Source organism: Roseovarius sp. (assembly GCF_040223625.1).
Taxonomy (GTDB): Bacteria; Pseudomonadota; Alphaproteobacteria; order Rhodobacterales; family Rhodobacteraceae; genus Roseovarius.
Genome location: NZ_JAVKFX010000013.1, coordinates 23,713 through 49,946 on the forward strand (window position 1 = coordinate 23,713; position 26,234 = coordinate 49,946).

A 26,234-nucleotide genomic window follows, 5' to 3' on the forward strand; every position below is an offset into this window, starting at 1 on the left:
GAGGCTACCTTGCGTTTCGGCTCAACGCCTCCGGCAGCCATGTCACGAGGTCAGGGAAGATCGCGAACAGGATCAGCACCGCCACCTGGATCAGGAAGAACGGTATGACACCTCGATAAACCTGACCGATGCCGATACCTTCGGGCAGCACGCCCTTGAGGTAGAATAGCGTATAGCCGAAGGGCGGCGTGATATAGGCCATCTGCGCGGTAATCATGAACAGCACCCCGAACCAGAGCAGATCGAAGTCCAGCGCCGCCACGATCGGCAGGAAGACCGGCACGCAGAGCAGGATGATGCCGATCTCGTCGAGAAACAGGCCTAGGAAGATCAGCACCAGAACCATCGCCCCCAGAATGACCCATCGCGACGCGTCGAGCGTTTCGACGAAGTTCAGCAGCGAATCCGCCCCGCCCGTGGCCACGAAGACCGAGATGAAGGCCCTTGCGCCGATGGTGATCCAAAGGATCATCGCGGTTACCCGCAGGGTATCGGTTGCCGCGTCGGAGAGCATCGGCAGGGACAGGCGGCGTGTCACCACGGCAGAGGCGGCGGCGCCCAGCACTCCGACCGCCGCGGCCTCCGTGGGTGTGGCGATGCCGGCATAGATCGACCCGAGCACGCCCACCACCACCAGCCCCGGCAGGATGAGCGCCTTGAGCTTGGAGAGTTTCACACGCAGAGGGAGCGAAACAGTGTCTGTCGGGATGGGCGCCAGCGAAGGGTTGAGCCAGGTGCGGACGAGCACGTAGAGGGCGTAGCTGGCTGCGAGGATCAGGCCCGGCACGATGCCGGCGGCGAACATCTTGCCGATCGAGATCTGCGCGGTGATCGCGTAGACGATCGTCACCACCGAGGGCGGGATCAGGATCCCGAGCGTGCCGCCCGCGCAGATGGCCCCCAGCGCCAGCGGCGGATGGTACCCGCGCGACAGCATGGAAGGCAGGGCGAGGATGCCCATGGCCGCGACCGCCGCGCCGACCACGCCGGTCATGGCTGCGAGGATGGTGCAGATGGCGATGGTGCCCACCGCGAGCCCGCCGTTGACGCCCGAGAACCAAGCCTCCATCGCGTCGTAGAGCGCGTCGATGATCGCCGATTTCTGCAGGATCGAGGCCATCAGCACGTAGAGCGGAATGGCCATCAGCGCCTCGGAGGTCATCGTGTCGAAGGTGTTGAGCACCGCCACGATCAGCGCCGAGGGCCCCCAGAGCAGGATCGTCGAGATGAAGGCGATGGCGCCCAGCACGAAGGCCAGCCCCGCGCCGGACAGCATGAACACCACCAGCGAGGTGAACATGAAGAGCAAGATCAGCGAACTTTCCATCACGCGGCTTCGGGGGGTTCGGTGGGCCGGGAGATCAGGACGAGCTCGGCCAGCGCCTGAAGCACAAGCAGCAGCGCGGCCAGCGGCAGGAAGGCCTTGGCGGGCCAGACGACCGGGTTCCACGCCGAATAGCTGGTCTCGCCGTAGGTGAAGGATTGCAGCACGAGAGGCACGCTGAACCATAGCAGGATGGCCCCGAAGGCCGCCGCCAGCAGGAAGCCGACAATTTTCAGGACTGCGGCGAGCCAGCCGGTGGCCTTTTCGGAGACGATATCGACCGCCACATGCCCGCCCAGATGCAGCAGGTAGGGCCCGCCGAGCAGGAAGAACGGCCCGAAGACGAGCGTGGCCAGTTCCGGCGCCCAGGAGGTGGGCGCTTGCAGGAGATAGCGCGACAGCACTTCCCAGAGCATCAGGAGGACGATGCCGTAGACCAGCCACTTGGCCAGCGAGAACATCAGCCGGTTCAGCGCGGTCACGCTCCGGGCGAGGGCAATCATGAGGTCATCTCCGAGGCTTGCGAGGGCCGCGCCGATGGCCGGCGCGGCCACCGTCTGGTATCAGAGCAGGCGAAGCTCTTCCATCAGCGACATCTGGCTTTCCATCATGCGCTTGGCGAGTTCGTCGTCGCCCGCGGCCTTCTTCCAGCTTTCCACGGCCGAGGCGCGGGCCTGGGTCACGTCTTCGGCCGCGAAATCGACGATCTCGACGCCGGCTTCGCGGTACTTCTCGAGGTACTCGCCGTTGTCGACGATGATGTTCTGGCGCAGGGCGCCGGAGACTTCGCGTGCCGCCACTTCGAGCGCCGCCTTCTGCTGGTCGTCGAGCTGGTCATAGGCGGCGGTGTTGGCGACATAGGCCGTCGCGGTCGAGGGTTGATGCACGCCGGGCAGGATCAGGTACTTGGCGACCTCGTGCAGGCCTTCCTCGTAATTGGCCTTGATGTCGCCGCGGTCGGCGAAGTCGATCAGCCCCTTGTCGAGGGCCGAGTAGACCTCGGCCGTGGGCAGCGGCGAGACGGAGACGCCGAAATCGGCCATCACGGCGGCGGCGAGGCCCACGAACCGGCCCTTGAGACCGTCCATGTCGGCAATGCTGCGGATCTCGACCTTGGAATGGATCGGCTCTTCGCCATAGACCGTCGGGGCGACATAGGTCAGGCCTGCGGGGGCGTAGCTTTCACGGGCCATTTCGAGCCCGTCGCGTTCGTAGAACCATGCCTCGTACTGGTCCGCCTCGGGGAAACCGAAGGGAACGGTCGAGGAGAACCCGTGCGCCTTGATCTTGCCGGCAGTGTAGCCGTCGAAGGTTTTCATCATCTGGAAGGCGCCGCCACGTACGGCGTCGAAGGCCTGGGCCGCGGGCACGATTTGGCCACCGGAAAACGGCGTGATCTCGAGCGAGCCGCCGGTCAGCTGCTTCACCCGTTCGCAGAACTTCTCCTCGTAGAGCATGGGCGTCGTGCCGCCGCCCCATAGCGCCTGCATGCGCCACTGGGTGGTGCCCTGCGCGCGGACAGCGCTGGCCGACACGATAGCGGGTGCCGCCAGTGCGCTGGCAGCGGTCAGACGCAGCATGTGGCGTCGTGTGGTATTGGTCATGATGTGTATCCTCCCTTGGATGGTTTTATGCGCTGCCGTCCAGCACCTGTTTTGCCCGACCGACACTGATGTCGCCCGCAGCTACGATGGCCTTGGCCACCCTGTCGATATCCGGCCCACTGGCGCCGGCGGTGATCGCGATATTGCGGGCGTGCAGGGCCATGTGCCCGCGTTGTATCCCCTCCGTGGACAGCGCGCGCAACGCAGCCATGTTCTGCGCCAGTCCCACTGCGGCGATCACCTCGGCCAGTTGCTTCGCGGACGTGATCTTCATCAGCTCGAGCGCCGCCTGCGCCGCCGGATGCGTCCGTGTCGCCCCGCCGACGATACCAACCGCCATGGGCATCTCCAACGTCCCGACAAGCGCGCCGTCCCGTGCGACCTCCCAGGTCGTGAGCGACGTGTAACGGCCCGAGCGCGCGGCATAGGCATGCGCCCCGGCCTCGACCGCCCGCCAGTCATTGCCGGTGGCCACGACCACCGGATCGATCCCGTTCATGATGCCCTTGTTGTGGGTCGCCGCGCGATAGGGGTCGACGATGGCCAGCGCACAGGCTTCGACCATGCCTTGCGCCACCTCGGCCCCCTGGAGCGACTTGGTGTCCAGCGCCTCGGGCGCCAGCCGCACGCTGGCGGTCACCAGCCTCCGATCGGCAAGATTGGACAGGATGCGCAGCCGCACCTTGCCCTTGGAAATCTCCTCGATCCTGGGGGCCAGCATCTCGGCCATGGAATTGACGGTGTTGGCGCCCATTGCGTCGCGCACGTCGACCAGAATATGCAGGACGACCATCGGGCCTATCGGGCTTTCGGCGAAAACCTCGACCTCGATCCCCTTGCAGCCGCCGCCGAGACCCACGAGCACGGTGTCGCGGGAGTTGGCCATCTCGATCAGTTCGTCCTCATGCGCCAGAAGCGCGGCGCGCGTGCCCCACGGGTCCGTCACACCGATGATCTGAACCTGCGCGCGCATGATGGGCGGGGTCGACCGGACGGTAAAACCGCCACCTGGACGCGCCAGCTTGGCCATGTAGGACGCCGCGGCCACGACCGAGGGTTCTTCCACAACCATGGGAACGAGGTAATCCTGCCCGTTGACGAGAAAATTCGTTGCCACCCCGAGCGGAAGCTCGAACTTGCCGATGACATTCTCGATCATCCCGTTGGCCACGCTGAGCCCAAGCGTACCCTCGCCCGCAAGCGCCGCCGCGCCGGCCTGATCCATCCCGGCGGCCGATACGATGGCCTTGCGCCGGTCGGCGGGCTCCATATCGCGAAGTCCACCGATGCGGGAATCGACTGCGGCCGGTGCACCGCGGTTCGGGTCTTTCATGAGTTCTCCTCCAACTTGATCCCGACCTTCCCGAAAATTGGCGGAGATGTATTGGTACAGTTTAGGAAAATAATTATATCTGTACCTACTTTATAATAGGTACAGATTGAGGATGACCCAAAGCAAGACTGAACGGATTTTCCAGACCCTCCGCCAGAGGATCGAAAGCGGCGACCTGGCCGAAGGCACGAAGCTGATGTCGCTCCGGCAAGCCTCGGATCAGTTCGGCGCCTCGAAAAACGTAATGGTCACGGTCTACGACAAGCTGGTCGCTCACGGCCTGGCCCGGTCGCGGCGCGGTTCGGGTTTCTACGTGACGCGGCTCGCACCCAGCATTGCCGAACCCACGAACCTGCGCGAGGCCAGCGATACGGTCTCGCTTCTCCACGTCCAACTCGACCGTCCCTACACGGTTCTGGCCGGCGATGGGCGACCACCGGAATCGTGGATGATGACCAGCATGCCCGCCATCACCCTGCCCGCCGGCGAAGGTGGATATGGCTCGCCCCACGGCCTTCTGGCTCTGCGTGAATGCATTGCAGCCACGCAGGTCGCGGCGGGCATCATGACCACCCCGGCCCAGATTGTCACAACCTTCGGCGCGAACAATGCGCTCGATCTCGTCATCCGCCGCTTTACCAGACCAGGGGACACCGTGCTCGTCGATGACCCGGGCTATTACCCCCTCTTCTCCAAGCTCAAGCTGTCCGAGGTGAATTTCGTCGGCATCCCCAGAACCCCCACCGGGCCCGACCCGAAGGCCCTCGAACTTGCAGCCAAAAAACACTGGGCGCGCCTGTTTTTCACCCAGTCGCTGGCCCAGAACCCCACCGGCTGCTCCATCGAATTGCCGACGGCACACGCGGTTTTGAAGGTTGCGGACCAGTGCGAGATGCTGGTGATCGACGACGACCCGTTCATCGACCTGCCCGGCGTCCGCGGCACGAGACTCGCAGCACTGGACCAGTTCCGTCGCGTGATCCAGATCGGCAGTTATTCCAAGATCCTGTCACCCTCTCTCCGGTCAGGTTATCTTATCGCCGAGCCGGAAATCGCGGCCAGCATGGCCGAGTTGAAAATGATTCTCGCCGTGAACAGCTCCAGCCACACCGAACGCCTGATTGCCGAGGCGATCCTGTCGCGCCGGTTCGAAAAGCTCAGGCTTTCGCTGCGCAAGCGGCTGGACCGCGAACGCAGGGAGGGCATGCAACAGATGGAAAGGCTCGGCTTCCGGCTTTTCGCGCCCCCGGATGACGGGCTTTATGGATATGTCCACCTTCCGGAGGGGCTCGACGACATGGAGGTCTCGCACCACGCGGCGCAGAAAGGTATTCTGCTTGCTCCGGGCAGTCTCTTCCGGGTCTCGGGCCAGTCGAACCGCCCTTCCATGCGCGTCAACTGGAGCCGTGTACAGGACAGCCGATTCTATTCCTTCCTGCGCACGCTGACCTAGTCTCGGTGAGTCATCCGAGGCATTGTGTGGATCATCAACGACTGCGAAATCGTGTTGCGACGAACCCTGGAGTTCATGGTGATCCGACCAAAATTAAAAGGCGGCCACAACGGTTAGAAAAGCCTGCTTCAACCTCGCCGAAGGCGGATCAAACATGTCGGAAGAGCCAAATCATGCAATGGCCTGTTTTTGCGTTTGTATCCTGCCCGGCTCCCGAACAGCCCGCCGATAATCGGTCGGGCTCATGCGCCTGTTCTTGAGAAAGACCCGGGCGAGCACCTGGTTCGACGAGTATCCGACCTCCAGGGCGATCTCCGTGACCGGCATCTCCGTATGCTCGAGCAGATCGCAGGCCTTTTCCATTCTCAACTGCGTCAGGTAAACCCGCGGTGGCACGCCGAGGCCCTGCTTGAACATGCGGGCGAAATGATACGGGGAAAGTTGCGCCTCGGCCGCAAGCTCCTCGAGGGTGATGTCTTCCGACAATCGGGCATGCATGAGGTCGACGCATCGTCGCTTTGCCCAGGGCGAGAGACCGCCCCTGGCCGGTTCGAGCGACGCACCGCCAAGCCGGCACAGGTGCGATATGATCTCGTATCCGGCGGCGCGGGCCAGCAGGCGTGACGGTACACCCTCGTCCGCACAGATCGCCCAGAGGCGTCTGATCGACGAGCGGATTTCCGGTGAATGGAAAGTCCCCCTGAAGACGTCCGGCCGGTCGAACACCGCCTGGCCGACATTCGCTTCGTCGAATGCGCTTTGCCAATGCGACAGGGGAAAGGCCAGGCTGCGGACCTGATGGCTGGAGCCGGCGATTATCCTGTTTTTGAAGTTTGGTGCCGCGAGGAAGAAGCCGCCCTTGTCGCTTGTGACGTCGAAGGCGCCCGCACCCAGGTCGCCACGGAAACGCGTACCGCCGTTTATGTCCTGATGCAGCACGAAATCCGGTACGGCTGGATCCGACACGTCCCCGGCCGGTTGCTCTGCCTCGAGCAGGTTGAGGACGCCGCCGGCGGATTTTCTTTCCCGCACATAGGATGCGAGATGGCCTTTTTCGTACCATTGGGCAAACGAAGCATAGGCAGGGGATGTCATCCTTGTTCGCCTCTTCTTACAGGTCGGTGAAGAAGGCGCACTTTGATGCTGCGCGCCGAGCGCTTTATTTCGGGGTCACGGTACGCTTTCCGGCATTATTCGTAAAATACCGAGTTTTTACCGACCTATTCCGAAATGATATAGGAAGCCGCTGACTGTCGCGGCATCCGCCGGCAGCCACAAGCTGCGGCCCGTTAATTTCATTCGGTGCACGCGCTGAACCCGCCGGGTGCAGTAATGCGCAAGTTCGGCACATGTGCAGCAGAACGGGCAACGCCCGGGGGGCCGGGGCCGGATAAGCTGAGCCCTATTACCCGGACACACCGCTTGTTGCAGACCGGCGACGTCCGACAAGGAGAAAGGATCACCAATGCGCAACAATGATCTGTCCCGCACGATGCTGACGCGGCGCACGGCTCTGTACTATGCCGGCGCTTTCGCCGCTGCGAGTGCTTTCTCCCTTCCAAGTCTTGCTCAGGCTCAAACCAAAGGAGATTTTGTAATGGCAGAGGTCACCACCCCCGACGGCAATCGCATTTTCTACAAGGACTGGGGCCCCAAGGACGCCCAGCCCATCGTCTTTCACCATGGCTGGCCGCTCAGCTCGGACGATTGGGATGCACAGATGCTGTTCTTCCTGTCGAAAGGGTATCGCGTGGTCGCCCATGACCGGCGCGGGCACGGCCGTTCCGAGCAGGTCGACAGCGGGCACGATATCGATCACTACGCCGCCGATGCCTTTGCTGTGGCCGAGGCGCTGGACCTGCGCAATGCGGTGCATGTCGGCCACTCCACCGGCGGCGGCGAAGTCGCGCGCTATGTCGCACGGCACGGCGAACCTGCGGGCCGGGTGGCCAAGGCCGTTCTTGTGGCCGCCATCCCGCCCCTGATGCTGCAGACCGGCGCGAACCCCGAGGGCACCCCGATGGAGGTCTTCGACGGCCTCCGCTCTGCCCTCGCTGGCAACCGCGCGCAGTTCTTCCGCGATCTGCCTGCCGGGCCGTTCTACGGGTTCAACCGCAACGGCGCGACAGTGCACGAAGGGGTCGTCCAGAACTGGTGGCGCCAGGGCATGATGGGCAGCGCCAAGGCGCATTACGACGGTATCAAGGCCTTCTCGGAGACCGACCAGACTGAGGATCTGAAGGCGATTACCGTGCCCACCCTGGTTCTGCATGGCGAGGATGACCAGATCGTGCCGATCGCGGCCTCGGCCGAGAAAGCGGTGAAACTGCTGCCCAACCCCACGCTGAAGACCTATCCCGGGTTTTCGCACGGGATGCTGACGGTCAACGCTGACGTGCTGAACGCCGACATCCTGGAATTCATCGTCGCGTGAGGCAACGGCGGGGGCGTGGCTTCGATCGCGCCCCGCAACGGTTTCCCAGAGAACTTATCCCGACGTTCCACTGCCTCGGCCGGCGAACAAGCGTCCCTCGGCGAGAAAGGATCAGACCCATGTCCAAGCGTAATGCAATCTTCCCCGCCAACCGTCACGCGCTTTACGAGGCGCACGGTTATTCCGCAGCGGTTCGCACGGGCGATCTACTGTTCGTTTCCGGCCAGGTCGGCAGCCGCGAAGACGGCACGCCGGAGCCCGATTTCCGCAGCCAGGTCGAGCTCGCCTTCAGAAATCTCGAAGCCGTACTCGCCGCCGCCGGCGCCGGCTTCGACGATGTCATCGATGTCACCACGTTCCATACCGACCCCGAGAATCAGTTCGCGTCGATCATGGAGGTGAAGAGCGGAGCCTTTCCCAAGGCGCCCTATCCGACTTGGACGGCGGTGGGCGTCAACTGGCTCGCCGGTTTCGATTTCGAGATCAAGGTGATTGCGCGAATACCGGGGTGACATCCGGCCGCGCGCCGGACCGAGAAACGAAAGACGAGAAAACAAGCAGACGTGCAAGGAGAGATCACATGAACAAGCCTGACCTGCTGACGCCCGAGAACTGCCAGATGATCTTCATCGACCACCAGCCACAGATGGCGTTCGGCGTACAGTCGATGGACCGCCAGGCCCTGAAGAACAACGTGGTGGCCCTTGCCCGGGCGGCCAGGGTGTTCGACATACCGACCACGATCACGACGGTCGAAACGGAAAGCTTCTCGGGGCACACATACCCGGAGCTGCTTGCGGTTTTTCCCGATCATCCGCTGCTCGAGCGCACCTCGATGAACTCCTGGGACGATCAGAAAGTGCGGGATGCGCTGGCGAAGAACGGTCAAAAGAATGTTATCGTGTCCGGTCTATGGACCGAGGTCTGCAACAACAGCTTCGCCTTCAGCGCGATGGCTGAGGGCGGCTACGAGATATTCATGGTCGCCGACGCCTCGGGCGGAACGTCGCAGGCGGCGCACGACTATTCGATGCAGCGCATGATCCAGGCGGGTGTCGTGCCGATGACGTGGCAGCAGGTGATGCTGGAATGGCAACGCGACTGGGCGCATCGCGATACCTATGACGCGGTGATGGACATCGTTCGGGAACACTCTGGGGCGTACGGCATGGGCGTCGATTATGCCTACACCATGGTCCACAAGGCGCCGGAGCGTGTCGAGCACGCAAAGCGCCTTGCGCCCGTGGTCGCCGGATCGGCCGCCGCCGCCGAATAACGTTCCCGCTGCGCCGGGTCCGGCGGCCGTTGCCTCCCTGCGGCCGCCCCGCTCCCACCCGGCGCATCTGGCGGGCCTGCGCCCCCCATGCGCAGGCCCGCCCTTGTTTGCCGATCGGGGAGACGAGAGCCGCGAGGACGCGAGACATGCACGAGACGAGACAGAACTCTGTACGAAACGCTTGGCCGGTCACCCGCCGGTGGGTCGCTACCACAGCTGCCGCGGCCGGGGCGTTTGGCCTCGTCGCGCCGGGCAGGGCGTGGGCGCAATCCAACGAGGAGGACGGAATGCCCGACACGATCATCAGAAACGCCCGCGTGACAACGCTGGACCCCGCCACGCCGGAGGCCGCCGCCATTGCGGTCCGCGACGGTCGCATCCTTGCGACGGGACAGGACGCCGAGATCATGCGCCTCGCCGGCGCGGACACGCAGGTGATCGACGCAGGCGGCAGGCGGGTCATCCCCGGCCTCAATGACAGCCATACGCATCTGATCCGCGGCGGGCTCAACTACAACATGGAGCTTCGGTGGGAAAACGTGCCCTCGCTCGCCGACGCACTGCGGATGCTGAAGGAACAGGCGGACCGCACCCCTGCGCCGCAATGGGTTCGTGTCGTCGGTGGCTGGTCTGAGTTCCAGTTCGCCGAGCGACGCATGCCGACGCTGGACGAGATCAACGCCGCGGCTCCCGACACACCGGTATTCATCCTGCACCTCTACGGTCGGGCCCTGATCAACCGCGCAGCGATCGAGGTGCTAGGGTTCGGGAAGGACACGCCGAACCCGCCGGGCGGCGAGATCCAGCGGGACGACCATGGAAATCCCACCGGCCTTCTTGTCGCCAGACCCTCGGCTCTGATCCTTTATTCCACCCTCGCGATGGGACCTAAGCTTCCGCTCAAGGACCAAATCAACTCCACCCGCCACTACATGCGCGAGATGAACCGGCTCGGCATCACTAGCGTGATCGACGCGGGGGGCGGCGGGCAGAATTATCCGGATGACTACGCCGTCATCCAGCAGCTCGACGACGCGGACCAGCTGACCGTCCGGATCGCCTACAACCTCTTGGCGCAGACTGCCGGTGCGGAGCTTTCGGACTATGAGCGCTGGGTGGAAATGACCGAACCCGGTTCCGGCTCGGACATGCTGCGTATGAACGGGGCGGGCGAGAACCTCACCTGGTCGGCGGCGGATTTCGAGAACTTCCTCGAACCGCGTCCCGATCTGGCCCCCACGATGGAAAGCGAGCTTGAACCAGTTGTCGAGCTACTGGCCGAGAACAAATGGCCGTTCCGTATCCATGCGACCTATGACGAGTCGATCGACCGGTTCCTGACCGTGTTCGAACGCGTGAACCAGCGCCAACCCTTCGAGACGAGGTTCATCATCGACCACGCAGAGACCGTCACGCCGCGCAACATCGAGCGCATCACGGCTCTGGGCGGCGGTATCGCCACTCAGCACCGTATGGCGTTTCAGGGCGAGTATTTCGTCGATCGCTACGGCCCACAGGCCGCGCAGGCCACCCCGCCGATCCGGCAGATGATCGAGATGGGCACGCCGGTCGGCGCCGGCACAGACGCGACCCGGGTCGCCTCCTACGATCCGTGGGTCGGACTGTACTGGATGACGACCGGCAAGACGTTGGGTGGCATGCAACTTTTCGACGAGGACAACGTGCTCACGCGCGAGGAGGCGTTGCGGATCTGGACCCACGGCTCTGCGTGGTTCTCGGGCGAGGCGGAGGTCAAGGGCGCGCTGGCGCCCGGCATGTATGCCGATCTCGCCGTGCTTTCGGCGGATTACATGAGCGTACCGTCCGAAGAAATCCGGCAGATCAACGCGGTTCTTACCATGGTCGGCGGCCGCGTCGTTCACGGCGACGGCGACTTCTCGGATCTGGCGCCGCCGCTGCCGTCGGCATCGCCGGGGTGGAGCCCCGTCGGCGCCGTACCGAGCCCGGGTGCGCGGCAGGCTGCGAAGGAAACCGGAACGCGCTTTGCCAGCGCATGTGGCTGCGGCAGCGCCTGTACACTTCACGGCCATGACCACGGCATCGCCTGGACGAACCCGATTCCGGTGAGGGATCTGAAATCCTTCTGGGCCGCCCTCGGCTGCTCCTGTTTCGCGGTCTGAGGGGGAGGACGGGATGGACTGGAAACCCTACGTGGTGTCACTGGCGATCGGGCTCGCTGTCGGGGGGCTATACGCGCTGCTCGGCACCCGATCGCCGGCACCGCCGATCATCGCGCTGCTGGGTCTGCTCGGCATGCTGGTCGGAGAGGCGGCAGTCACCTGGCTCAAGGACCGGACGACGGCGGCTCAGGCCGCGGCCGACTGTCTGCACGCCAAGCGCTTCGCCAGCCACCAGAGCGAGGATAGACGGGGATGAGGTGGCTTGTCGCGCTCCTGCTCGCCCTCGCTCAGCCGGGATATGCAGACCCCCTCGTCTTCGAAGGCCGTATCGAGGCCTCGGAGCGCGCGGTGCTGTCGAGCCGCCTGAACGGTGTCGTGGCCGAAATCCTGTTCAATGGGGGCGAGCGTGTCTCCGCCGGGCAGCCGCTGATCCGTCTCGACCCGACCGATGCCGCTCTGGCGCTCGAGATTTCCGAGGCGCGGCTTGCCGCGTCACGGGCGCGGTATGATGGGGCGACCCGCCGCACCGCCCGTCAGGAGGAAATGCACGAGCGCGGGATCACAACGGATTCTACGCTGGGCGCCGCCCGCACCGAAATGGCGATGGTCGAGGCCGAACTCGCGCTGGCCGAGGCTGAGCGGCGCCGGGCCGTCCTTGACCTCGAGCGCGTGGTCATCCGTGCCCCGATCAGCGGCCTCATCTCGCCGCCGTCGGTTTCCATTGGTGCCTTCCTCGAGGCGGAAGCCGCCCCGCCGCTTGCGACGATCGTCGCGTTCGACCCGGCGGTCGCCGCGTACCGCGCACCCTATGCCGAGCGGCTGGACTCGCTGGAAGCGACCGGCTCGCGAACGGTTGTCGAGTTGCTGGAACGCATCCGCGTGCGCCTGCGGCTGCCCGGCGACAGGGTGTATCCCGGAGAGGCGACGCCCCATGCCGCGAGTGCCGAGGTCGATGCCGAGACGGGCACTGTGACGGTGTGGGCGAAATTTCCAAACCCCGATGCGCTATTGCGGTCGGGCATGATCGTCACGGTCCTGTCCGATATCCACGGCGCGGAGGCAGAGCAGTGAACCCCGCCGCGGCCGCACCAAATCGTCTGGCGCCCCCCCAATTGCATGCTAACCTGAAACCGCCCCGAAAGGATACCAAGACATGAGCTGGAGCCCCTGCCCCGACCCCACCCTCGGTGACGCCGCGAGCGTCGATGCCGTCGAAACCGTCATCGTGCCCCGTGCCGTCGATCTTGGCGAGATGACCGTGCGACGCGCGCTGCCCTCGACCGCACGTCAGATGGTCGGGCCGTTCATCTTCTTCGACCAGATGGGACCGGCGGAGTTCCTGACCGACCAGGGGATCGACGTCCGGCCGCACCCGCATATAAACCTCGCGACGGTGACCTACCTCCTCGAGGGTGAGATCCTGCACCGCGACAGCCTCGGAACCGAGCAGACGATCCAGCCCGGCGCCGTGAACTGGATGCGGGCGGGCCGCGGGATTGTCCATTCCGAACGCACCGCGCCCGAACAGAAACGCACCGGGCAGCGGCTCTTCGGTTTGCAGACCTGGATGGCGCTGCCCGCCGCAGCCGAAGAGAGCGACGCTGCCTTCATCCACCATGGTAAAGCGGAGCTGCCCGGGATCGACGACACCGGATTGACCCTTCGCCTGATCGCGGGAGAACTGCACGGCGTACGCTCGCCGCTCGCGACGGCGTCGGAAACGCTCTACGCCCACATCGCGCTGGCGGCGGGCGGGACCTACCGGGTCGAGGCCACGCATGACGAGCGCGCGCTTTACATCCTCTCTGGTGCCGTCGCGGTAGACGGGAAATCCTATGAGCCCGGCACCCTGCTGATCCTCGCGCCGCGCGCCGAGGCCGTGGTGCGCAGCGAGAGCGACGCCCGCCTCATGCTCTTTGGCGGCGAGCCGATGGAGGGGCCTCGCTACATCTGGTGGAACTTCGTCTCATCGCGCCCCGAGCGCATCGAACAGGCCAAGGAGGAATGGCGCCGAGGACGTTTCGACACGGTGCCGGGGGACGAGGCGGATTTCATTCCGCTGCCCGAGACAGACAGGCCCCCACAACGTGCGACTGGGCGCGAGACGCTGTGTGCCTGACTGCCACCCGCTGGATTTGTCATGAACTGAAGGCAGCATGACTCCATCTTTCGTGATCGAAAACGTGTTTGCAGGGACCGTTAAAGAACGTTGGTCCGGCAAACCGCCATCGGCTATCGGGAAACAGCCGGTTCCGGGGCGTGCTCAGATTGCCATGCTGGGCCTCACCGTAGATCAACAGGCGGATTTGGAGGTGCATGGCGGACCCGACAAGGCGCTGCATCACTATCCCGCCGATCATTACGCGGCATGGCGCACGGAGCTGGGGAGAGAGGATCTCCTCCCCGGGTCCTATGGCGAAAACCTTTCGACGAACGGTCTGACCGAGAAAACGGTCTGTATCGGTGACGTCTTCAGGGTCGGGACGGCCGAGGTACAGGTCAGCCAGGGGCGCCAGCCCTGCTGGAAGCTCAATGCCCATGTGGGTGAAACGAAATTGGCCCATCTGTTCCAGAAAACCGGGCGCACGGGTTGGTACTACCGTGTTCTATTACCGGGAGAGGTGGCTGCGGGCGGTTCCCTCTCGCTGATCGAACGGCTGCATCCCGACTGGAGTGTCGAACGCGTGACCGCCGCACGTCTGACGCGCGAGGTGCGCCCAGAGGAGGCGGCGATCTTGGCCCGTTTGTCCGGAATGGCCGAGAGGTGGCGGAAGGCATTCGAGAAGATGGCAGACGGAGACGCAACAGAAGATACGCGCAGTCGGCTCGGTCACTCGTAGGCAGTTGACGCCGCTCCTTCGCCACCGTCGGCATCAAACGCACACCAGAGCCAATGTCTACAGCCCTTGACCGGCACCGCGGCGGCGTCGAGCGGCCATTTACCCGCCGGGCACAACCGGCCGGACAATTTCAACTTGGCTTGGCGCTGCAACCCGAAAATCGTTTCCGTCAGTCTTGCAATGCCTACCGACCCGACATTTGCGCGCGCAACGCCTCGAGGAGGCCGCATCGGGCTTTCTGGCCTCGCCGTTCGGGAAGGCGCAAGATCGGCACCTTTGCGGCAGCATCTGCGCCGCGCGGCAGAAGGCCGGTCGGTAACCTGGCGCTCAACTGATCCTTCACCCCTCCACTGGTCGTCGGGCTCGGAAAATCCGTCCGATCGCCCGGTCAAGCCATGGAAGACATCATGACCGAAACCATCCTGACCGTCTTTGCCGGAGCGCGCTGTCTTCCGGATACCGAACCTTGCCATGGTTGAGCCGCGGCAAGAGGAGGACACGCCCCGAAGCCCACTTAGCTATCCGGTCTTCCGGGCGCTCTGGATTGCGACCGTCGTCTCGAATGTCGGCACCTGGATGCATGACGTGGGTGCAGGGTGGCTGATGACCTCGCTGTCCCCGAGCCCGTTGCTGGTCGCCCTGGTGCAGACCGCGACGACGCTGCCGATGTTTCTTCTCGCCCTGCCGGCCGGCGCGCTGGCTGACATCGTGGACCGGCGCAGAATGTTGCTGGCGGCGCAGGTGCTCGGCCTTTTAGCGGCGATGACGCTGGCGGTCCTGACTGCGGTGGGTCTCGTCTCGCCCAGCATCCTGCTGGCCACGACTTTCGTGCTTGGCGTTGCGGCGGCGCTCAGCGCGCCAGTGTTCCAGGCGATCGTGCCGGAACTGGTGGGCAAACAGGCCCTGCCGGATGCCATCGCGCTGAACAGCCTCGGCGTCAATATCTCGCGCGCCGTGGGTCCGGCGCTTGGCGGTGTCATCGTGGCCCTGGCCGGAATCCCGGCTGTTTTCGCGCTGAACGCAGTTTCGGTTCTCGGGGTCCTCGCGGTCTTGTACTTCTGGAAGCGCCCTCAGGCCGTTCAAACCCTTCCGCCCGAGCATTTCTTCGACGCGCTGAAGGCCGGATTCCGCTATACCCGTCATTCCCCGGCGATGCGCCTTGTGCTGATCCGGGCGGTCGGGTTCTTCCTGTTCGGAAGCGCGCTGTGGGCGATGCTGCCGCTCATCGCGCGAAGCGGGCTTGGTCTGGATGCGGCTGGGTACGGCGTACTTATGGGCTGCATGGGTGCCGGCGCGGTGGCCGGGGCGATCCTGCTCAAACGATTGCGGACCCGGGTTTCCGCCAATCCGCTGTCGGTCGGGGCGACACTGCTCTTTGCGGTGTCGACGCTTGCGCTTGCGCTGGCCACCCATGCCTGGGTCGCCGGCCCGGTCCTGTTCATGGCCGGGCTGGGCTGGATCGGAATGCTGACGTCGCTGAATCTCGCCGCGCACATGGCCTCGCCGGGATGGGTCAAGGCGCGGGCTCTGGCGGTATATCTACTGACTTTTCAGGGTGCGATGACGTGCGGCAGTGTCCTGTGGGGGGCGCTTGCCACCGGCACCAGCGTGGCCACGGCCTTGATAGTCGCGGGCGTGGCGCAGGCTGTGGCCACAGTTCTGGCGATGCGCTGGCGGCTACCCCGGGGACCGGCCGCCGATCTCGCGCCCTCCCATCATTGGGCGGAGCCCGTGGTGCCGGTACAGCCGGCCGATGACCGCGGTCCGGTTCTGATCGAAATCGAGTATCGGGTCGAGCCCGCGCGGCTTGCCGCGTTCGTGGCAGCCCTGCGCCGTTTCAAGTCTGTCCGGCAGCGCGACGGGGCGATCCGGTGGGATGTGTGGGAGGATGTGGCCGAACCGGGGCGGGTCGTCGAGACATTCGTCGTGGAGAGCTGGATCGAGCACCAGCGCCAGCACGCGCGCGTGACCCGTGCAGATCAGCTGGATCAGGATATCCTCCTCGACTTCCACCTGGGCGACATGCCGCCTGTCGTCCGGCACCTGCTGCGGCCTTCGTGACCTAGGGCGGAGATGGCGACATCGCGGCCCGCTACGCGTATTTCATCCGGGAAAGGAAACCAGATGCCCACACTCTACTACGCCCCGGGAGCCTGCTCTCTGGCCCCGCACATCGCGCTCGAATGGATCGGCGCCCCCTACGACGCGGTCAAGGTGACCTTCGGTTCCAAGGAGCTTCTGGCCGTGAACCCTGCGGGTGCCGTTCCGACCTTTCGTGAGGACGATGGCTGGCTATTGACACAGGCCGGTGCAATCCTCGATTACCTGAGCCGAAAGCACCCCGAGGCCGGTCTGTCGGGCGGCGACAGCCTTCGCGCGAAAGCCGAGGCGCATCGCTGGTCCGCCTTCCTAACCTCCGACCTTCACGCCTCGTTCTGGCCGATCTTCATGCCCAGCCGCTACACGACCGAGAAGACCGATGCGGCCCGGCAGGCGGTGGTACTGGCCGGGCACAAGCTGGCTTCGAAGCAGCTTGGCGTTCTGAACCGTCAGCTCGAGAAGCAGGAATATATACTGGAAGGTGGCCGGTCGGTGATCGACGCCTATGCCTTTCCCATGATCCGCTGGGGGGCGAAACTTCTGCCTGGCGGGTTGCAGGATTTCCGCCACGTGCAGGCGCTGCATGACAGGCTCTGGACAGATCCCGCCGTGCAGAAGATCCTCGCACGCGAGGCCGGGGCGTAAACAGGTGATTTGGGGAGGAACGACCAGTTGATCAGTGGAATACATCACGTCACCGGCATCACCGCCGATGTGCAGGCCAATGTGGATTTCTATGTCGGCTTCCTTGGTCTCAAGCTGGTCAAGCGGACAGCGGGCTATGCGGATGCCGAGCAATTGCATCTGGTCTACGGCGATGGCCTTGGCAGTCCGGGCTCTCTTCTGACCTTTTTGGTATGGGAAGCCAGCGGCCGCGGGCGCACCGGCATCGGCCAGGTCCTGGAGGTTGCACTTGCGGTTTCCCCGGACTCCATCTCGGGCTGGTTGACCCGGGCGCTCGCGGCCGGGGTGCCGTTCGAGGGGCCATCGCGCGAATTCGAAGAGACGGTCCTGCGGTTCAGGGATCCAGACGGGCTGATCGTGAAACTGGTGGGCGCCGATCTGTCAGCGCCCGCGCCCCTGCCGGGGGGACCGACCCGAATTCGGGGCGTCACCGTGCTGACCGACAAGGCCCCGCAAACCGCGGAGTTCCTGACGCGGTTCGGCTACCGCTACGCGGAACGCGAGGGCCTGACGCAGCGCATGACCTCGGATACCGATGTGGTCGATGTGCGGGACGCTTCAGGATTCGTTCCCTCCGTCGCGGGGGCCGGCGTGCCTGATCACGTGGCGTTCCGGGCAGGGGATGTCGACGACGTCCGAACCTTGCGGCAATCGTTGCGCGATCACGGGCCGACCGAGGTACATGACAGGAAGTACTTCGTGTCGCTCTATGTCCGGGATCCGGCCGGAATCCTGTTGGAATACGCGACGGACGGCCCCGGCATGACCATCGACGAAACGCCGGATGCGCTAGGCCGAAGGCTGTTCTTTCCGCCGCAGGAGGCGAGCCGCGCCCAGAACCTCGAGGCCATGCTCCCGCAATTCTCGTTGCCGGGCGAAGAGCGGTTCCCTGTCCGGAAGCTGCCCTTCGTTCACCGCTTCAACCGGCCGGACCATCCGGACGGCACGACCCTGGTATTGCTGCACGGAACCGGCGGAAACGAGGCCGACCTCATGCCGCTCGCGCGCCGCATCGCCCCGCGCGCGACGCTGCTGGGCGTACGGGGCCGGGCCATAGAGGAAGAGGTAAATCGCTGGTTCCGGCGCTTCGGCGCAACTACGTTCGACCAGGCCGATATCCGCAGCGAGGCCGCGGCCTTTGCGGCATTCGTGGAAGGTGCGGTGACGGGGTACGGGATAGATGCGGGCAAGTTGTCCTTTCTCGGCTATTCCAACGGCGCGAACTTCCTGGCAGCCGTCATGCAGCTTTATCCTTCCGCCGTGCGTCGTGCCGTTCTGCTTCGCGGCGTCCAGGTCCTCGACCCGTCTCCGGCAGCGGATCTTTCGGGAACCCACGTGTTGATGCTGGATGGACGGGACAGCGTTCGTGAAGGGGCAAGGCTGGCCGACGAACTCGGCGCGCGCGGTGCGCATGTGGACACCAGAACGGTGCCGGGCGGACATGAACTGACCGGTGCGGACACGACCGAGGCGGCCGACTGGCTTGAACAGGGCGAGCCGGGCCCATGACCCGTCAAGGGTGTCTGGTCGCCTTGCCTGCCTTGCTGTGGATGCATATCCGCTCTGATCGTCGGAATTGCAGGCGCTTTCGGCGACTTCCATGCAGGACAGTTGTTCCGGTTCCCGACACTTCCTTGGCGAATGTTTCGATGTCCGGGCCCAAACCCGGCGACCCGTTCCGGTTTCGCCCGTGTCCGGGGATAACGGGCCCTGATTGCCGGGGGCTCTTGTGTCTGTACCCACGGGCGGACATGTCTGGCTTGGTTGCCGTCAACAGGGAGTTTCCCACCATGAAAAACTTGCTTCACTCCGCCATTCTGGCCAGCCTGATCACCGCTTCCGTTCATGCGGCCCAAGCAGAAGACGCCAGTCTGACCGTCGGCATGTCCGGCGGTTATTTCCCCTTCACCTTCGTGCGGCAGGACGTGCTGCAAGGGTTCGAGGTCGATGTCATGAACGCGGTGGGCGAGGTCGCAGACCTGGAAATCCAGTTCGAGACCATGTCCTTTTCCGGGCTGGTCGGGGCGCTTGATGCGGGCCGGATCGACACCATCGCCAACCAGATCACCATCACGCCGGAGCGCGAGGCGAAATTCGCCTTTACCGCGCCCTATGTGATCGACGGCGCCCAGGTGGTGACCCGCAAGGGCAATGACGCCATCGCAGGGGTCGAGGATCTGCGCGGCAAGATCGTGGCCGTGAACCTCGGCTCGAACTTCGAGCAATTGCTGCGCGATCTGCCGTTTGCGGACGAAGTCGAGATCAGGACCTACGAAAGCAACATCGAACAGGACACCGCGCTTGGCCGTGTCGATGCCTTCGTGATGGACCGGGTTTCCTCGGCTCAGGTGATCAAGGAGAGTCCGCTGCCGCTGCAATTGGCCGGCGAACCCTTTTCGGAAATCCGCAACGCACTGCCGTTTCGAGATGACGACGAGGGCCGTGCCCTGCGCGACAAGGTCGATGCCGCGCTTGCCGAGCTGCGCGAGGACGGGACGCTGACCGAGATTTCGGAAAAGTGGTTCGGGACCGATATTACTTCGTCTGCGGCGGAGTAATTCATGCAGGGGCTCGACATCGGATACATGATCGGGCTGGTACCAGTGATTCTGAGCTACGTGCCGCTCACTCTGGCCATGGCCTCGGCGGCCATGATCTGTGCGCTGGTGTTGGCGGCCTTGCTGGCTGTCGAACGGGTGGCACGTGTGCCGGTGCTTGACCGGCTTGTGATGCTTTTCATCAGCTTCTTTCGGGGCACACCCCTGCTGGTTCAGCTATTCCTGTTCTATTACGGGCTGCCCCAAGTGCTGCCCGTGTTGACCAGGATCGACGGGGTCACAGCGGCGATACTGGGCCTGACGCTGCATTTCGCGGCCTACATGGCGGAATCGATCCGCGCCGCGATCGTCGGCGTGGACCGCAGCCAGTGGGAGGCGGCCCAGTCCATCGGCATGACCCAACGACAGCTCATGCAGCGCATCGTCCTGCCGCAGGCGGCACGTGTGGCGGCACCGACGCTGGTCAACTACTTCATCGACATGCTCAAGGGGACCTCTCTGGCCTTTACTCTCGGTGTGACCGAGATGATGGGCGCCGCCCAGAAGGAGGCCGCCGGCAGCTTCCTTTATTTCGAGGCCTTCCTCGTGGTGGCGGTGATCTACTGGGGCATGGTCGAGGCGCTCAACCAGGGACAGAAGGCCCTGGAAACCCAACTCAACAAGGCGTACGCCCGATGACATCGACGAGCGGAATATCGGTCCGGGGGTTGACCAAGACGTTCGGCGGAAAACCGGTCCTGGATGGCATCGACCTCGACGTTGCGGCGGGTGAGCGGGTGGTGGTCATCGGCCCGTCGGGCACCGGGAAATCGACGCTTCTGCGCTGCCTTAACTACCTCGACCGGCCCGATGCGGGCCGGATCACCATCGGCGACCTGTCGGTGGATGCCGCCCAGGCGCGCAAGTCCGAGATCCTGGGCCTGCGGCGGCGCACCGGGTTCGTGTTCCAGAACTACGCGCTCTTTGCCCACAAGACAGCCTTGGAGAACATCTTGGAGGCGCTGGTGACCGTGCAGCGCCTGCCCCGGGCCGAGGCCGTCGCGCGTGCCCGCGCCGTGCTTGCCGAGACCGGGCTTGCCGAAAAGGCCGACAGCTATCCGGCAGCCCTTTCCGGCGGCCAGCAGCAACGGGTGGGGATCGGCCGCGCCATGGCACTGGGCGCGGAGCTTCTGCTGTTCGACGAGCCGACGTCGGCGCTGGATCCGGAACTGGTGGGCGAAGTGCTCGACCTGATGCGCCGTGTGGCGGAACAGAGACAAACGCTGCTCGTGGTCACCCATGAGATGCAGTTCGCCCGGGAGATCGCCGACCGCATTCTGTTCATGCATAGCGGCAAGATCGTGGAGCAGGGCACACCGTCCCAGATCCTCGACGCGCCGCAGGATGAGCGGCTCCGGCGGTTCCTGGCCCGGACAGGCGGGTGATCCAGTGAGGCCGTCGAGACCGAACCTCCTATCGTTCCTCTGACGATTCCAAGAGTACTTTAGGGACAGGCGGGTTCGGTTCTCGGGCTCCACTCCGTTCATGCCACCGCTGCCCGTCCCGTCCTGGCTTCAAAATTGCGGGTCCACCGCGTCCAGTGCCGCGCAAACGCCCTCGCCGAACTCCGGATGGACCTGCTGAAACAGGCGCACCTGCCGCTCGGCGATATCGACCGGGATTCCGCGCATGGATTCGGCGATGTTGTCAAAGAGCCGGGCCCGCTGTCCCCGGTCGAAGAGCAGGAACAGCGCGCGCGGCTGCGTGAAATCATCTATGCTGTCGTGATAATCGAACCGGCCCGCAGGCCCCTGCAGATCAAGCGGAGGTTCGGCGAATGACGCGTCCTGCTGTGGTCCGCCGAAGCTGTTGGGCTCGTAATAGGCATCGGGGTTCGGCGCGGGGTCGAAAAAGCGCATCGCCCCGTCCTTGTGATAATGATGCACCGGGCAGCGGGGTCGGTTGACCGGCAGCGCCTCGTAGTGGGTGCCAAGCCGATAGCGATGGGCGTCCGCGTAGGTGAATATCCTGCCTTGCAGCATCCGGTCGGGCGAGTGGCCGATCCCCCGCACGACGTTCGACGGGCTGAAGGCAAGCTGTTCGATCTCGGCAAAGTAGTTGTCGGGATTGCGGTTGAGTTCCAGCACGCCGATCTCGATCGGCGGAAAATCCGCATGGGGCCAGACCTTCGTCAGGTCGAACGGGTTGAACGGGAACGTCTGCGCCTGGTTCTGTGTCATGACCTGAACCTGCACGGTCCATTGCGGGAACTCTCCCGCATCTATTGCGCCGAACAGGGCTTCCTGACAGCCTTCGCGGGTTCGACCGATGACCTGTTGCGCTTCGGCGTTGGTGTAGTGGCGATGGCCCTGGCGGGTCTTGAAGTGGAACTTGACCCAGACCCGTGTGCCGTTGCTTGACCAGAGGCTGTAGGCATGGCTGCCATAGCCGTTCATGTGGATCGGGCTGACGGGAAGACCGCGGTCGGAGAAGAGTATCGTAATCTGGTGAAGGCTTTCTGGAGTGAGTGACAAGAAGTCCCATATCGCGGTGGCCGATCGCAGATTGGTCCGGGGGTGGCGCTTTTGCGTATGGATGAAGTCGGGGAACTTCATCGGGTCGCGCAGGAAGAAGACCGGGGTGTTGTTGCCGACCAGGTCCCAGTTGCCTTCGCCCGTATAGAACTTGAGCGCGAAGCCACGCACGTCGCGTTCGTGATCCGCGGCTCCCGTTTCGCCGGCCATAGTCGAGAATCGCGCGATCATCGGCGTCTCGGCGCCGGGTTGCAGCACGGCCGCGCAGGTCAGATGCGATATATCGTTCGTGATCCGCAGCACGCCATGTGCGCCCCACCCCTTGGCATGGACAACGCGCTCGGGAATCCGCTCGCGGTTCAGGTGGGCGAGCTTCTCGATCAACTGCCAGTCCTGCATCAGAACCGGTCCACGCATCCCGGCGGTGAGACTGTTCTGGTTATCGGCGATGGGCGCGCCGGCGGTGGTCGTCAAACGTGGGGGCAGAGTATCCTTGGCGGTCATGGTCAGTCCTGTTCGTGCCGGCGACGGGGTTCACCGGCTTTTTTTGTACGACAAGCCTCGATCAAACAGGCTGGCAGCCATGCGGGAGCGAGACCCTGCTATGTGAGAGTTACGGTGAGGGCAGAAAGGCCTCGCGCTAACAGATGCTGGCGGGCGGATACCGCGGTTGCGGTTTGAGATGCGGAGGTTCGGTCAGCGGCTGACGCAGCAGGCGCGGCCGGTGTCTTGGGCCCGGGCTATTCCGCCGCTGCCCCAAGCTGTCGGTTCACGTCGACCACTCCAGCAGGCGTCCACCGATTTCTCCGGCGCCAGGGAGGAACGCCGCGACGATACCGCTGAAGCCGGGGTCTTTGACTACTAAGCGTTTTCAGAGCGGTCATGAGTGGAGTCCGTTATATGAATGCCCGATGCCGTCGCCGAAGTGGCCAGGATAGGCCCGCGGCCCGAAAACCAGCCGTCTCGCGTCTATTGATCCGTTTACCCCCTGGGCCGTCGGCATGAGCAGATTAGCCGGCAGTGTCGCAGATGCGTCGCAAGGCTTGCTGCGATGGCACCGTTCTTGCGGACGGGTTCACCCATCGCCTAACGGCTGATGCAACATGCCCTGATACCGGCCTCCACGACCACGACATGCTTTTCGAGGTCGGCCAGTGTGGTTGATACCCCCCGATTGATCATGCTCATGTAAAGCGGCCCGACGAGGTAATCGAGCGCGAGCTCCCTGTCGAGATGGGCGTCGAGTTCGTTCCGGGCGATGGCCCGGTCCAGCAGCCGATTTCCGAATTGCCGGCGAACCGACACGATTCGATCCAGCAAGGGCGACAGTTCGCTGGATCGCAGGCGTTCTGCCACCATATCCGCAATGACCCGGCGTGCCAGCGGATGTCGCAGGACCGTGATGGTGGCGCGAAGGTATGCCCGGATGTCCTCCTCAAGGGAATCCTGCTCCGTGAAGCCCGACCACATGACCTCGACGTTGCGGATCGCATCGCAGGAAAATTCGAGTTTCGAAGGCCAACGCCGATAGATCGCCGCCTTGCCGGCGCCCGCCCGTGCCGCGACGTTTTCAAGGCTTATTCGCGTATAGCCGGTTTCGGCCCATTCCTCGAAAAGCGCCCTGAACAGCGAGTTCGTCAGTTCCGGGCGGATTATCGCAGCTCCACTCGGCTTTCGCTTTCTATTTTTACGGTCGACACACTTGCGTTCCATCCGGGAACCCTCCAATATGAATGGAACGGTAGCGTCTCGACCAGCCCGTGAAAAGGTATCAAAGCCGCGCCATCTGATCGGTTACTGCCCCACCCTGCAACGCAAACGTGCAGTTGCAGGTGGCGGGACACAAGGCTGCTGTTGGCGTTTATTTCCAGTTTGCATGACCAGTGAACGACCGGGCTTTTACGAACGCAATGCAATGATCCTGGGCAGGGAAAGGCAGCGGTGACACCCTGGCCGCAAGATGATGACAAGCATTGGAGAAACGGGCGTGCCTGCCTATCCGTCATATGCCCAATGGTACAGCGAAGGGCCACGTTCGGTTCATCTGCGCGCGATGAAATCGTCGGGCGGCATGCTCAGCATGCTGGAAACCACCCAACCGGCCGGGGATATGTCCGTGCCGGCCGTGGCGGATTTCGTGTTGTACCAGGATCTTCAAGGAGGCACCCGTTTCAACGCCAACCACGGTGGCGGGGATTTCGGCGGCACGACCGAAAAGGGCGGCGTTTATCCCGCCGCGCCGAATTTCTCCCTTACGTCGAAAGTGGCCACGCCACACCACCTTCGCTCGTTCGCCTTCCCGGTGACGCAGTGGCAAGGTGTGCTGGATGAATCCGCCGAGGGGCGGTTTTCGTTTGAGGGCCTGCGAATATTCCGCGGGGAGGTCGCAACGCCGGTCATCCGAGCGGCGCTTAGGAACCTTTGGGCCCTGAGCGAAGACGAGGGGGCGACCTCTCTCCTACTGGCACGGGCGGCCGGTTGCGAGATCCTCGCCGAACTCTGCCGCATGGGTGGCACGCCGTTCGCCCCGGTCAAGGGCGGCCTTGCGCCTTGGGCAGAACGCCGCTGTGTCGACCTGATGCGGGCGCGGTTATCGGAGGATATCAGCCTCGACGAGTTGGCAGCGGAAGCGCGGCTCTCACCCTTCCATTTCGCCCGGAGCTTCAAACAGAGCTTCGGCATGCCGCCCCGGCTCTACCTGACACGACTGAGGCTGGAGAAAGCCTGCGAGCTTCTTGAACACACCGCTCTCGGCATCACGGAAATAGCCCTGGAGGTCGGGTATTCCTCGAACCAGGTGCTTGCCCGAGTGTTCTTCAAGCATATGCGCGTGACCCCTTCCGAATATCGCAAGGCGGTATGTGAGCCTGCGCGCCAAACCCGGTTTCCCATGGGCGCGGGTCGCACAGCGTCGGAGACAAAGGGATGACCGTCCCCGACTTCTCGGCGTCCGCCCGATGGTATCGGGAGGGACACTGCGGCTACCATCTTCGCACGATGAAGTCCGCGGGCAGAATCCTCGATCTTCTCGAGATTGAGCGGCCGGGCGGGGACATGTCCCGTTCAGGCCTGCCCGATCTCGTGCTGGTCCAGGACCTGCGCGGCGGCAGCCGCGTCAGCGATTGCCTGGGTGGGGGGCGATTTGACGTGAAGAGCCGAAAAGGCGCGCTGTTTCTCGGGGCGCCGAACTTCGCCCTGACGTCCAATGTCGATATCGGTCACCAGATGCGCGTGGTGGCATTTCCCCTGGCGCATTGGCAGAACATGCTCGACGAAGCTGTCGACGGAGCGTTTTCTTTCGAACTTGCACATGTCTATGACGGGATGTTCGAATCTCCGGCCATCCGGTCAGCGTTGCGGAAGCTCTGGGCCCTCTGGGCCGAAGAGGGTGAACCCACGCACATGCTGACGCGCGCTGCGGGCTGCGAGATCCTCGCCGAACTCTGCCGCTTGGGCGGGGTGCCGTTTGCGCCGGCCAGAGGCGGCCTTGCTCCCTGGGCCGAGCGCCGCGCGCTCGACCTGATGCACTCGCGACTATCCGAAGACATCAGCCTCGACGAACTGGCAACCGAGGCGCGCCTTTCGCCGTTCCATTTCGCCCGCATGTTCAAGCATAGCCTCGGCGTCCCGCCCCGGGTCTATCTGACCCGGCTGAGAATGGAGAAGGCCTGCGAACTTCTGGAGCACACGGATCTTCCGATCACGCAGATTGCGCTGGCGGTCGGATATTCTTCGAACCAGGTACTCTCGCGTGTCTTTTTCAAACAGATGCGCATGAGCCCCTCCGACTACCGCCGTGCCGTTCGGGATCCCGGGCGTTCCATCCCGTGACCGCTCAGGGCGCCGCTTGCAGACACGCGACGATCGTCAGGGAGCGGCGCGCGCTTCGTCCGGATCGATCTCGAATTCCAGCGTTTTGGACGGATGGAAAGCTCAGGCTCACGTCGAAGGCAGGATAGGATACGTCCATTTTC

At 64.0% G+C, this 26,234-nt stretch carries 24 protein-coding genes; 17 read left to right on the top strand and 7 right to left on the bottom strand.

Features of this window, described 5'->3' with window-relative positions; translation table 11 throughout:
- Positions 1–4: 4 nt before the first annotated feature.
- The 4 genes from RLN94_RS03755 to RLN94_RS03770 are packed head-to-tail and all read right to left on the bottom strand — an operon-like array spanning position 5 to position 4,261.
- Positions 5–1,327: a TRAP transporter large permease gene (locus tag RLN94_RS03755; protein WP_350132087.1), complete on the bottom strand. Its 1,323-nt coding sequence runs from the start codon at positions 1,325–1,327 to the stop codon at positions 5–7.
- On the bottom strand, positions 1,327–1,827 hold the full coding sequence (locus tag RLN94_RS03760; protein ID WP_350132090.1) for a TRAP transporter small permease subunit: 501 nt from the start codon (positions 1,825–1,827) through the stop codon (positions 1,327–1,329). Before RLN94_RS03760 ends, RLN94_RS03755 begins: the two co-directional genes overlap by 1 nt.
- 60 nt (positions 1,828–1,887) lie before the next feature.
- Complete coding sequence (gene dctP / locus RLN94_RS03765; protein ID WP_350132093.1) at positions 1,888–2,928, bottom strand: TRAP transporter substrate-binding protein DctP; 1,041 nt, start codon at positions 2,926–2,928, stop codon at positions 1,888–1,890.
- 25 nt (positions 2,929–2,953) lie between these two features.
- Complete coding sequence (locus RLN94_RS03770; protein ID WP_350132096.1) at positions 2,954–4,261, bottom strand: hydroxymethylglutaryl-CoA reductase, degradative; 1,308 nt, start codon at positions 4,259–4,261, stop codon at positions 2,954–2,956.
- A 112-nt stretch (positions 4,262–4,373) separates the two neighbouring features.
- Between RLN94_RS03770 and RLN94_RS03775 the strand changes: the two genes are divergently transcribed.
- Positions 4,374–5,714, top strand: coding sequence for an aminotransferase-like domain-containing protein (locus tag RLN94_RS03775; protein WP_350132098.1), 1,341 nt, complete (start codon positions 4,374–4,376; stop codon positions 5,712–5,714).
- Positions 5,715–5,885: 171 nt separating this feature from the next.
- Here RLN94_RS03775 and RLN94_RS03780 read toward each other — a convergent pair whose 3' ends face one another.
- The gene (locus RLN94_RS03780; RefSeq protein ID WP_350132100.1) at positions 5,886–6,809 is read right to left on the bottom strand and encodes an AraC family transcriptional regulator; all 924 of its coding nucleotides are present in this window, start codon (positions 6,807–6,809) and stop codon (positions 5,886–5,888) included.
- 502 nt (positions 6,810–7,311) lie between these two features.
- On the opposite strand from RLN94_RS03780, the gene RLN94_RS03785 reads away from it, so the two are divergent.
- The 14 genes from RLN94_RS03785 (at position 7,312) to RLN94_RS03850 (ending at position 21,171) form a co-directional block, all read left to right on the top strand.
- Positions 7,312–8,148, top strand: a complete 837-nt coding sequence (locus RLN94_RS03785; RefSeq protein WP_350132103.1) for an alpha/beta fold hydrolase — start codon at positions 7,312–7,314, stop codon at positions 8,146–8,148.
- Positions 8,149–8,267: 119 nt separating this feature from the next.
- Positions 8,268–8,660: a RidA family protein gene (locus RLN94_RS03790; protein ID WP_350132107.1), complete on the top strand. Its 393-nt coding sequence runs from the start codon at positions 8,268–8,270 to the stop codon at positions 8,658–8,660.
- A 68-nt stretch (positions 8,661–8,728) separates the two neighbouring features.
- On the top strand, positions 8,729–9,424 hold the full coding sequence (locus RLN94_RS03795; protein WP_350132110.1) for a hydrolase: 696 nt from the start codon (positions 8,729–8,731) through the stop codon (positions 9,422–9,424).
- Positions 9,425–9,711: 287 nt separating this feature from the next.
- Complete coding sequence (locus tag RLN94_RS03800) at positions 9,712–11,565, top strand: amidohydrolase (protein WP_350132113.1); 1,854 nt, start codon at positions 9,712–9,714, stop codon at positions 11,563–11,565.
- 13 nt (positions 11,566–11,578) lie between these two features.
- The gene (locus tag RLN94_RS03805; protein ID WP_350132115.1) at positions 11,579–11,821 is read left to right on the top strand and encodes a XapX domain-containing protein; all 243 of its coding nucleotides are present in this window, start codon (positions 11,579–11,581) and stop codon (positions 11,819–11,821) included.
- On the top strand, positions 11,818–12,636 hold the full coding sequence (locus tag RLN94_RS03810; RefSeq protein ID WP_350132118.1) for an efflux RND transporter periplasmic adaptor subunit: 819 nt from the start codon (positions 11,818–11,820) through the stop codon (positions 12,634–12,636). The genes RLN94_RS03805 and RLN94_RS03810 overlap by 4 nt, the downstream gene beginning before the upstream one ends.
- Before the next feature lie 82 nt (positions 12,637–12,718).
- Entirely contained in the window at positions 12,719–13,684 is a 966-nt protein-coding gene (locus RLN94_RS03815) for a pirin family protein (RefSeq protein ID WP_350132121.1), read from the top strand.
- Positions 13,685–13,736: 52 nt separating this feature from the next.
- Positions 13,737–14,405, top strand: coding sequence for an MOSC domain-containing protein (locus tag RLN94_RS03820; protein WP_350132124.1), 669 nt, complete (start codon positions 13,737–13,739; stop codon positions 14,403–14,405).
- A gap of 471 nt (positions 14,406–14,876) precedes the next feature.
- Positions 14,877–16,466 carry an MFS transporter gene (locus RLN94_RS03825; RefSeq protein WP_350132126.1) on the top strand — a complete coding sequence of 530 codons (1,590 nt, stop codon included), beginning with the start codon at positions 14,877–14,879 and terminating at the stop codon, positions 16,464–16,466.
- A gap of 63 nt (positions 16,467–16,529) precedes the next feature.
- The gene (locus RLN94_RS03830) at positions 16,530–17,150 is read left to right on the top strand and encodes a glutathione S-transferase family protein (protein WP_350132129.1); all 621 of its coding nucleotides are present in this window, start codon (positions 16,530–16,532) and stop codon (positions 17,148–17,150) included.
- Between the two features lie 27 nt (positions 17,151–17,177).
- Positions 17,178–18,698, top strand: a complete 1,521-nt coding sequence (locus RLN94_RS03835) for a VOC family protein (protein WP_350132132.1) — start codon at positions 17,178–17,180, stop codon at positions 18,696–18,698.
- Positions 18,699–18,979: 281 nt separating this feature from the next.
- On the top strand, positions 18,980–19,747 hold the full coding sequence (locus tag RLN94_RS03840) for an amino acid ABC transporter substrate-binding protein (protein ID WP_350132135.1): 768 nt from the start codon (positions 18,980–18,982) through the stop codon (positions 19,745–19,747).
- A 3-nt stretch (positions 19,748–19,750) separates the two neighbouring features.
- Positions 19,751–20,425, top strand: a complete 675-nt coding sequence (locus RLN94_RS03845; RefSeq protein ID WP_350132138.1) for an amino acid ABC transporter permease — start codon at positions 19,751–19,753, stop codon at positions 20,423–20,425.
- Entirely contained in the window at positions 20,422–21,171 is a 750-nt protein-coding gene (locus RLN94_RS03850; RefSeq protein WP_350132140.1) for an amino acid ABC transporter ATP-binding protein, read from the top strand. The genes RLN94_RS03845 and RLN94_RS03850 overlap by 4 nt, the downstream gene beginning before the upstream one ends.
- 129 nt (positions 21,172–21,300) lie before the next feature.
- On the opposite strand, the gene RLN94_RS03855 is transcribed toward RLN94_RS03850, so the two are convergent.
- Together RLN94_RS03855 and RLN94_RS03860 are read right to left on the bottom strand one after the other, a co-directional pair.
- Positions 21,301–22,764, bottom strand: coding sequence for a catalase (locus RLN94_RS03855; protein ID WP_350132143.1), 1,464 nt, complete (start codon positions 22,762–22,764; stop codon positions 21,301–21,303).
- Between the two features lie 582 nt (positions 22,765–23,346).
- A complete protein-coding gene (locus RLN94_RS03860) occupies positions 23,347–23,973 on the bottom strand; it encodes a TetR-like C-terminal domain-containing protein (protein WP_350132146.1) in 627 nt (208 codons plus the stop codon).
- Positions 23,974–24,247: 274 nt separating this feature from the next.
- Here RLN94_RS03860 and RLN94_RS03865 point away from each other — a divergent pair, with 274 nt between their 5' ends.
- Together RLN94_RS03865 and RLN94_RS03870 are read left to right on the top strand one after the other, a co-directional pair.
- Positions 24,248–25,189 (top strand): helix-turn-helix domain-containing protein, encoded by a 942-nt coding sequence (locus tag RLN94_RS03865; RefSeq protein WP_350158691.1) that lies wholly within the window; start codon positions 24,248–24,250, stop codon positions 25,187–25,189.
- The gene (locus RLN94_RS03870) at positions 25,186–26,091 is read left to right on the top strand and encodes a helix-turn-helix domain-containing protein (protein WP_350132152.1); all 906 of its coding nucleotides are present in this window, start codon (positions 25,186–25,188) and stop codon (positions 26,089–26,091) included. The genes RLN94_RS03865 and RLN94_RS03870 overlap by 4 nt, the downstream gene beginning before the upstream one ends.
- Positions 26,092–26,234: the final 143 nt, after the last annotated feature.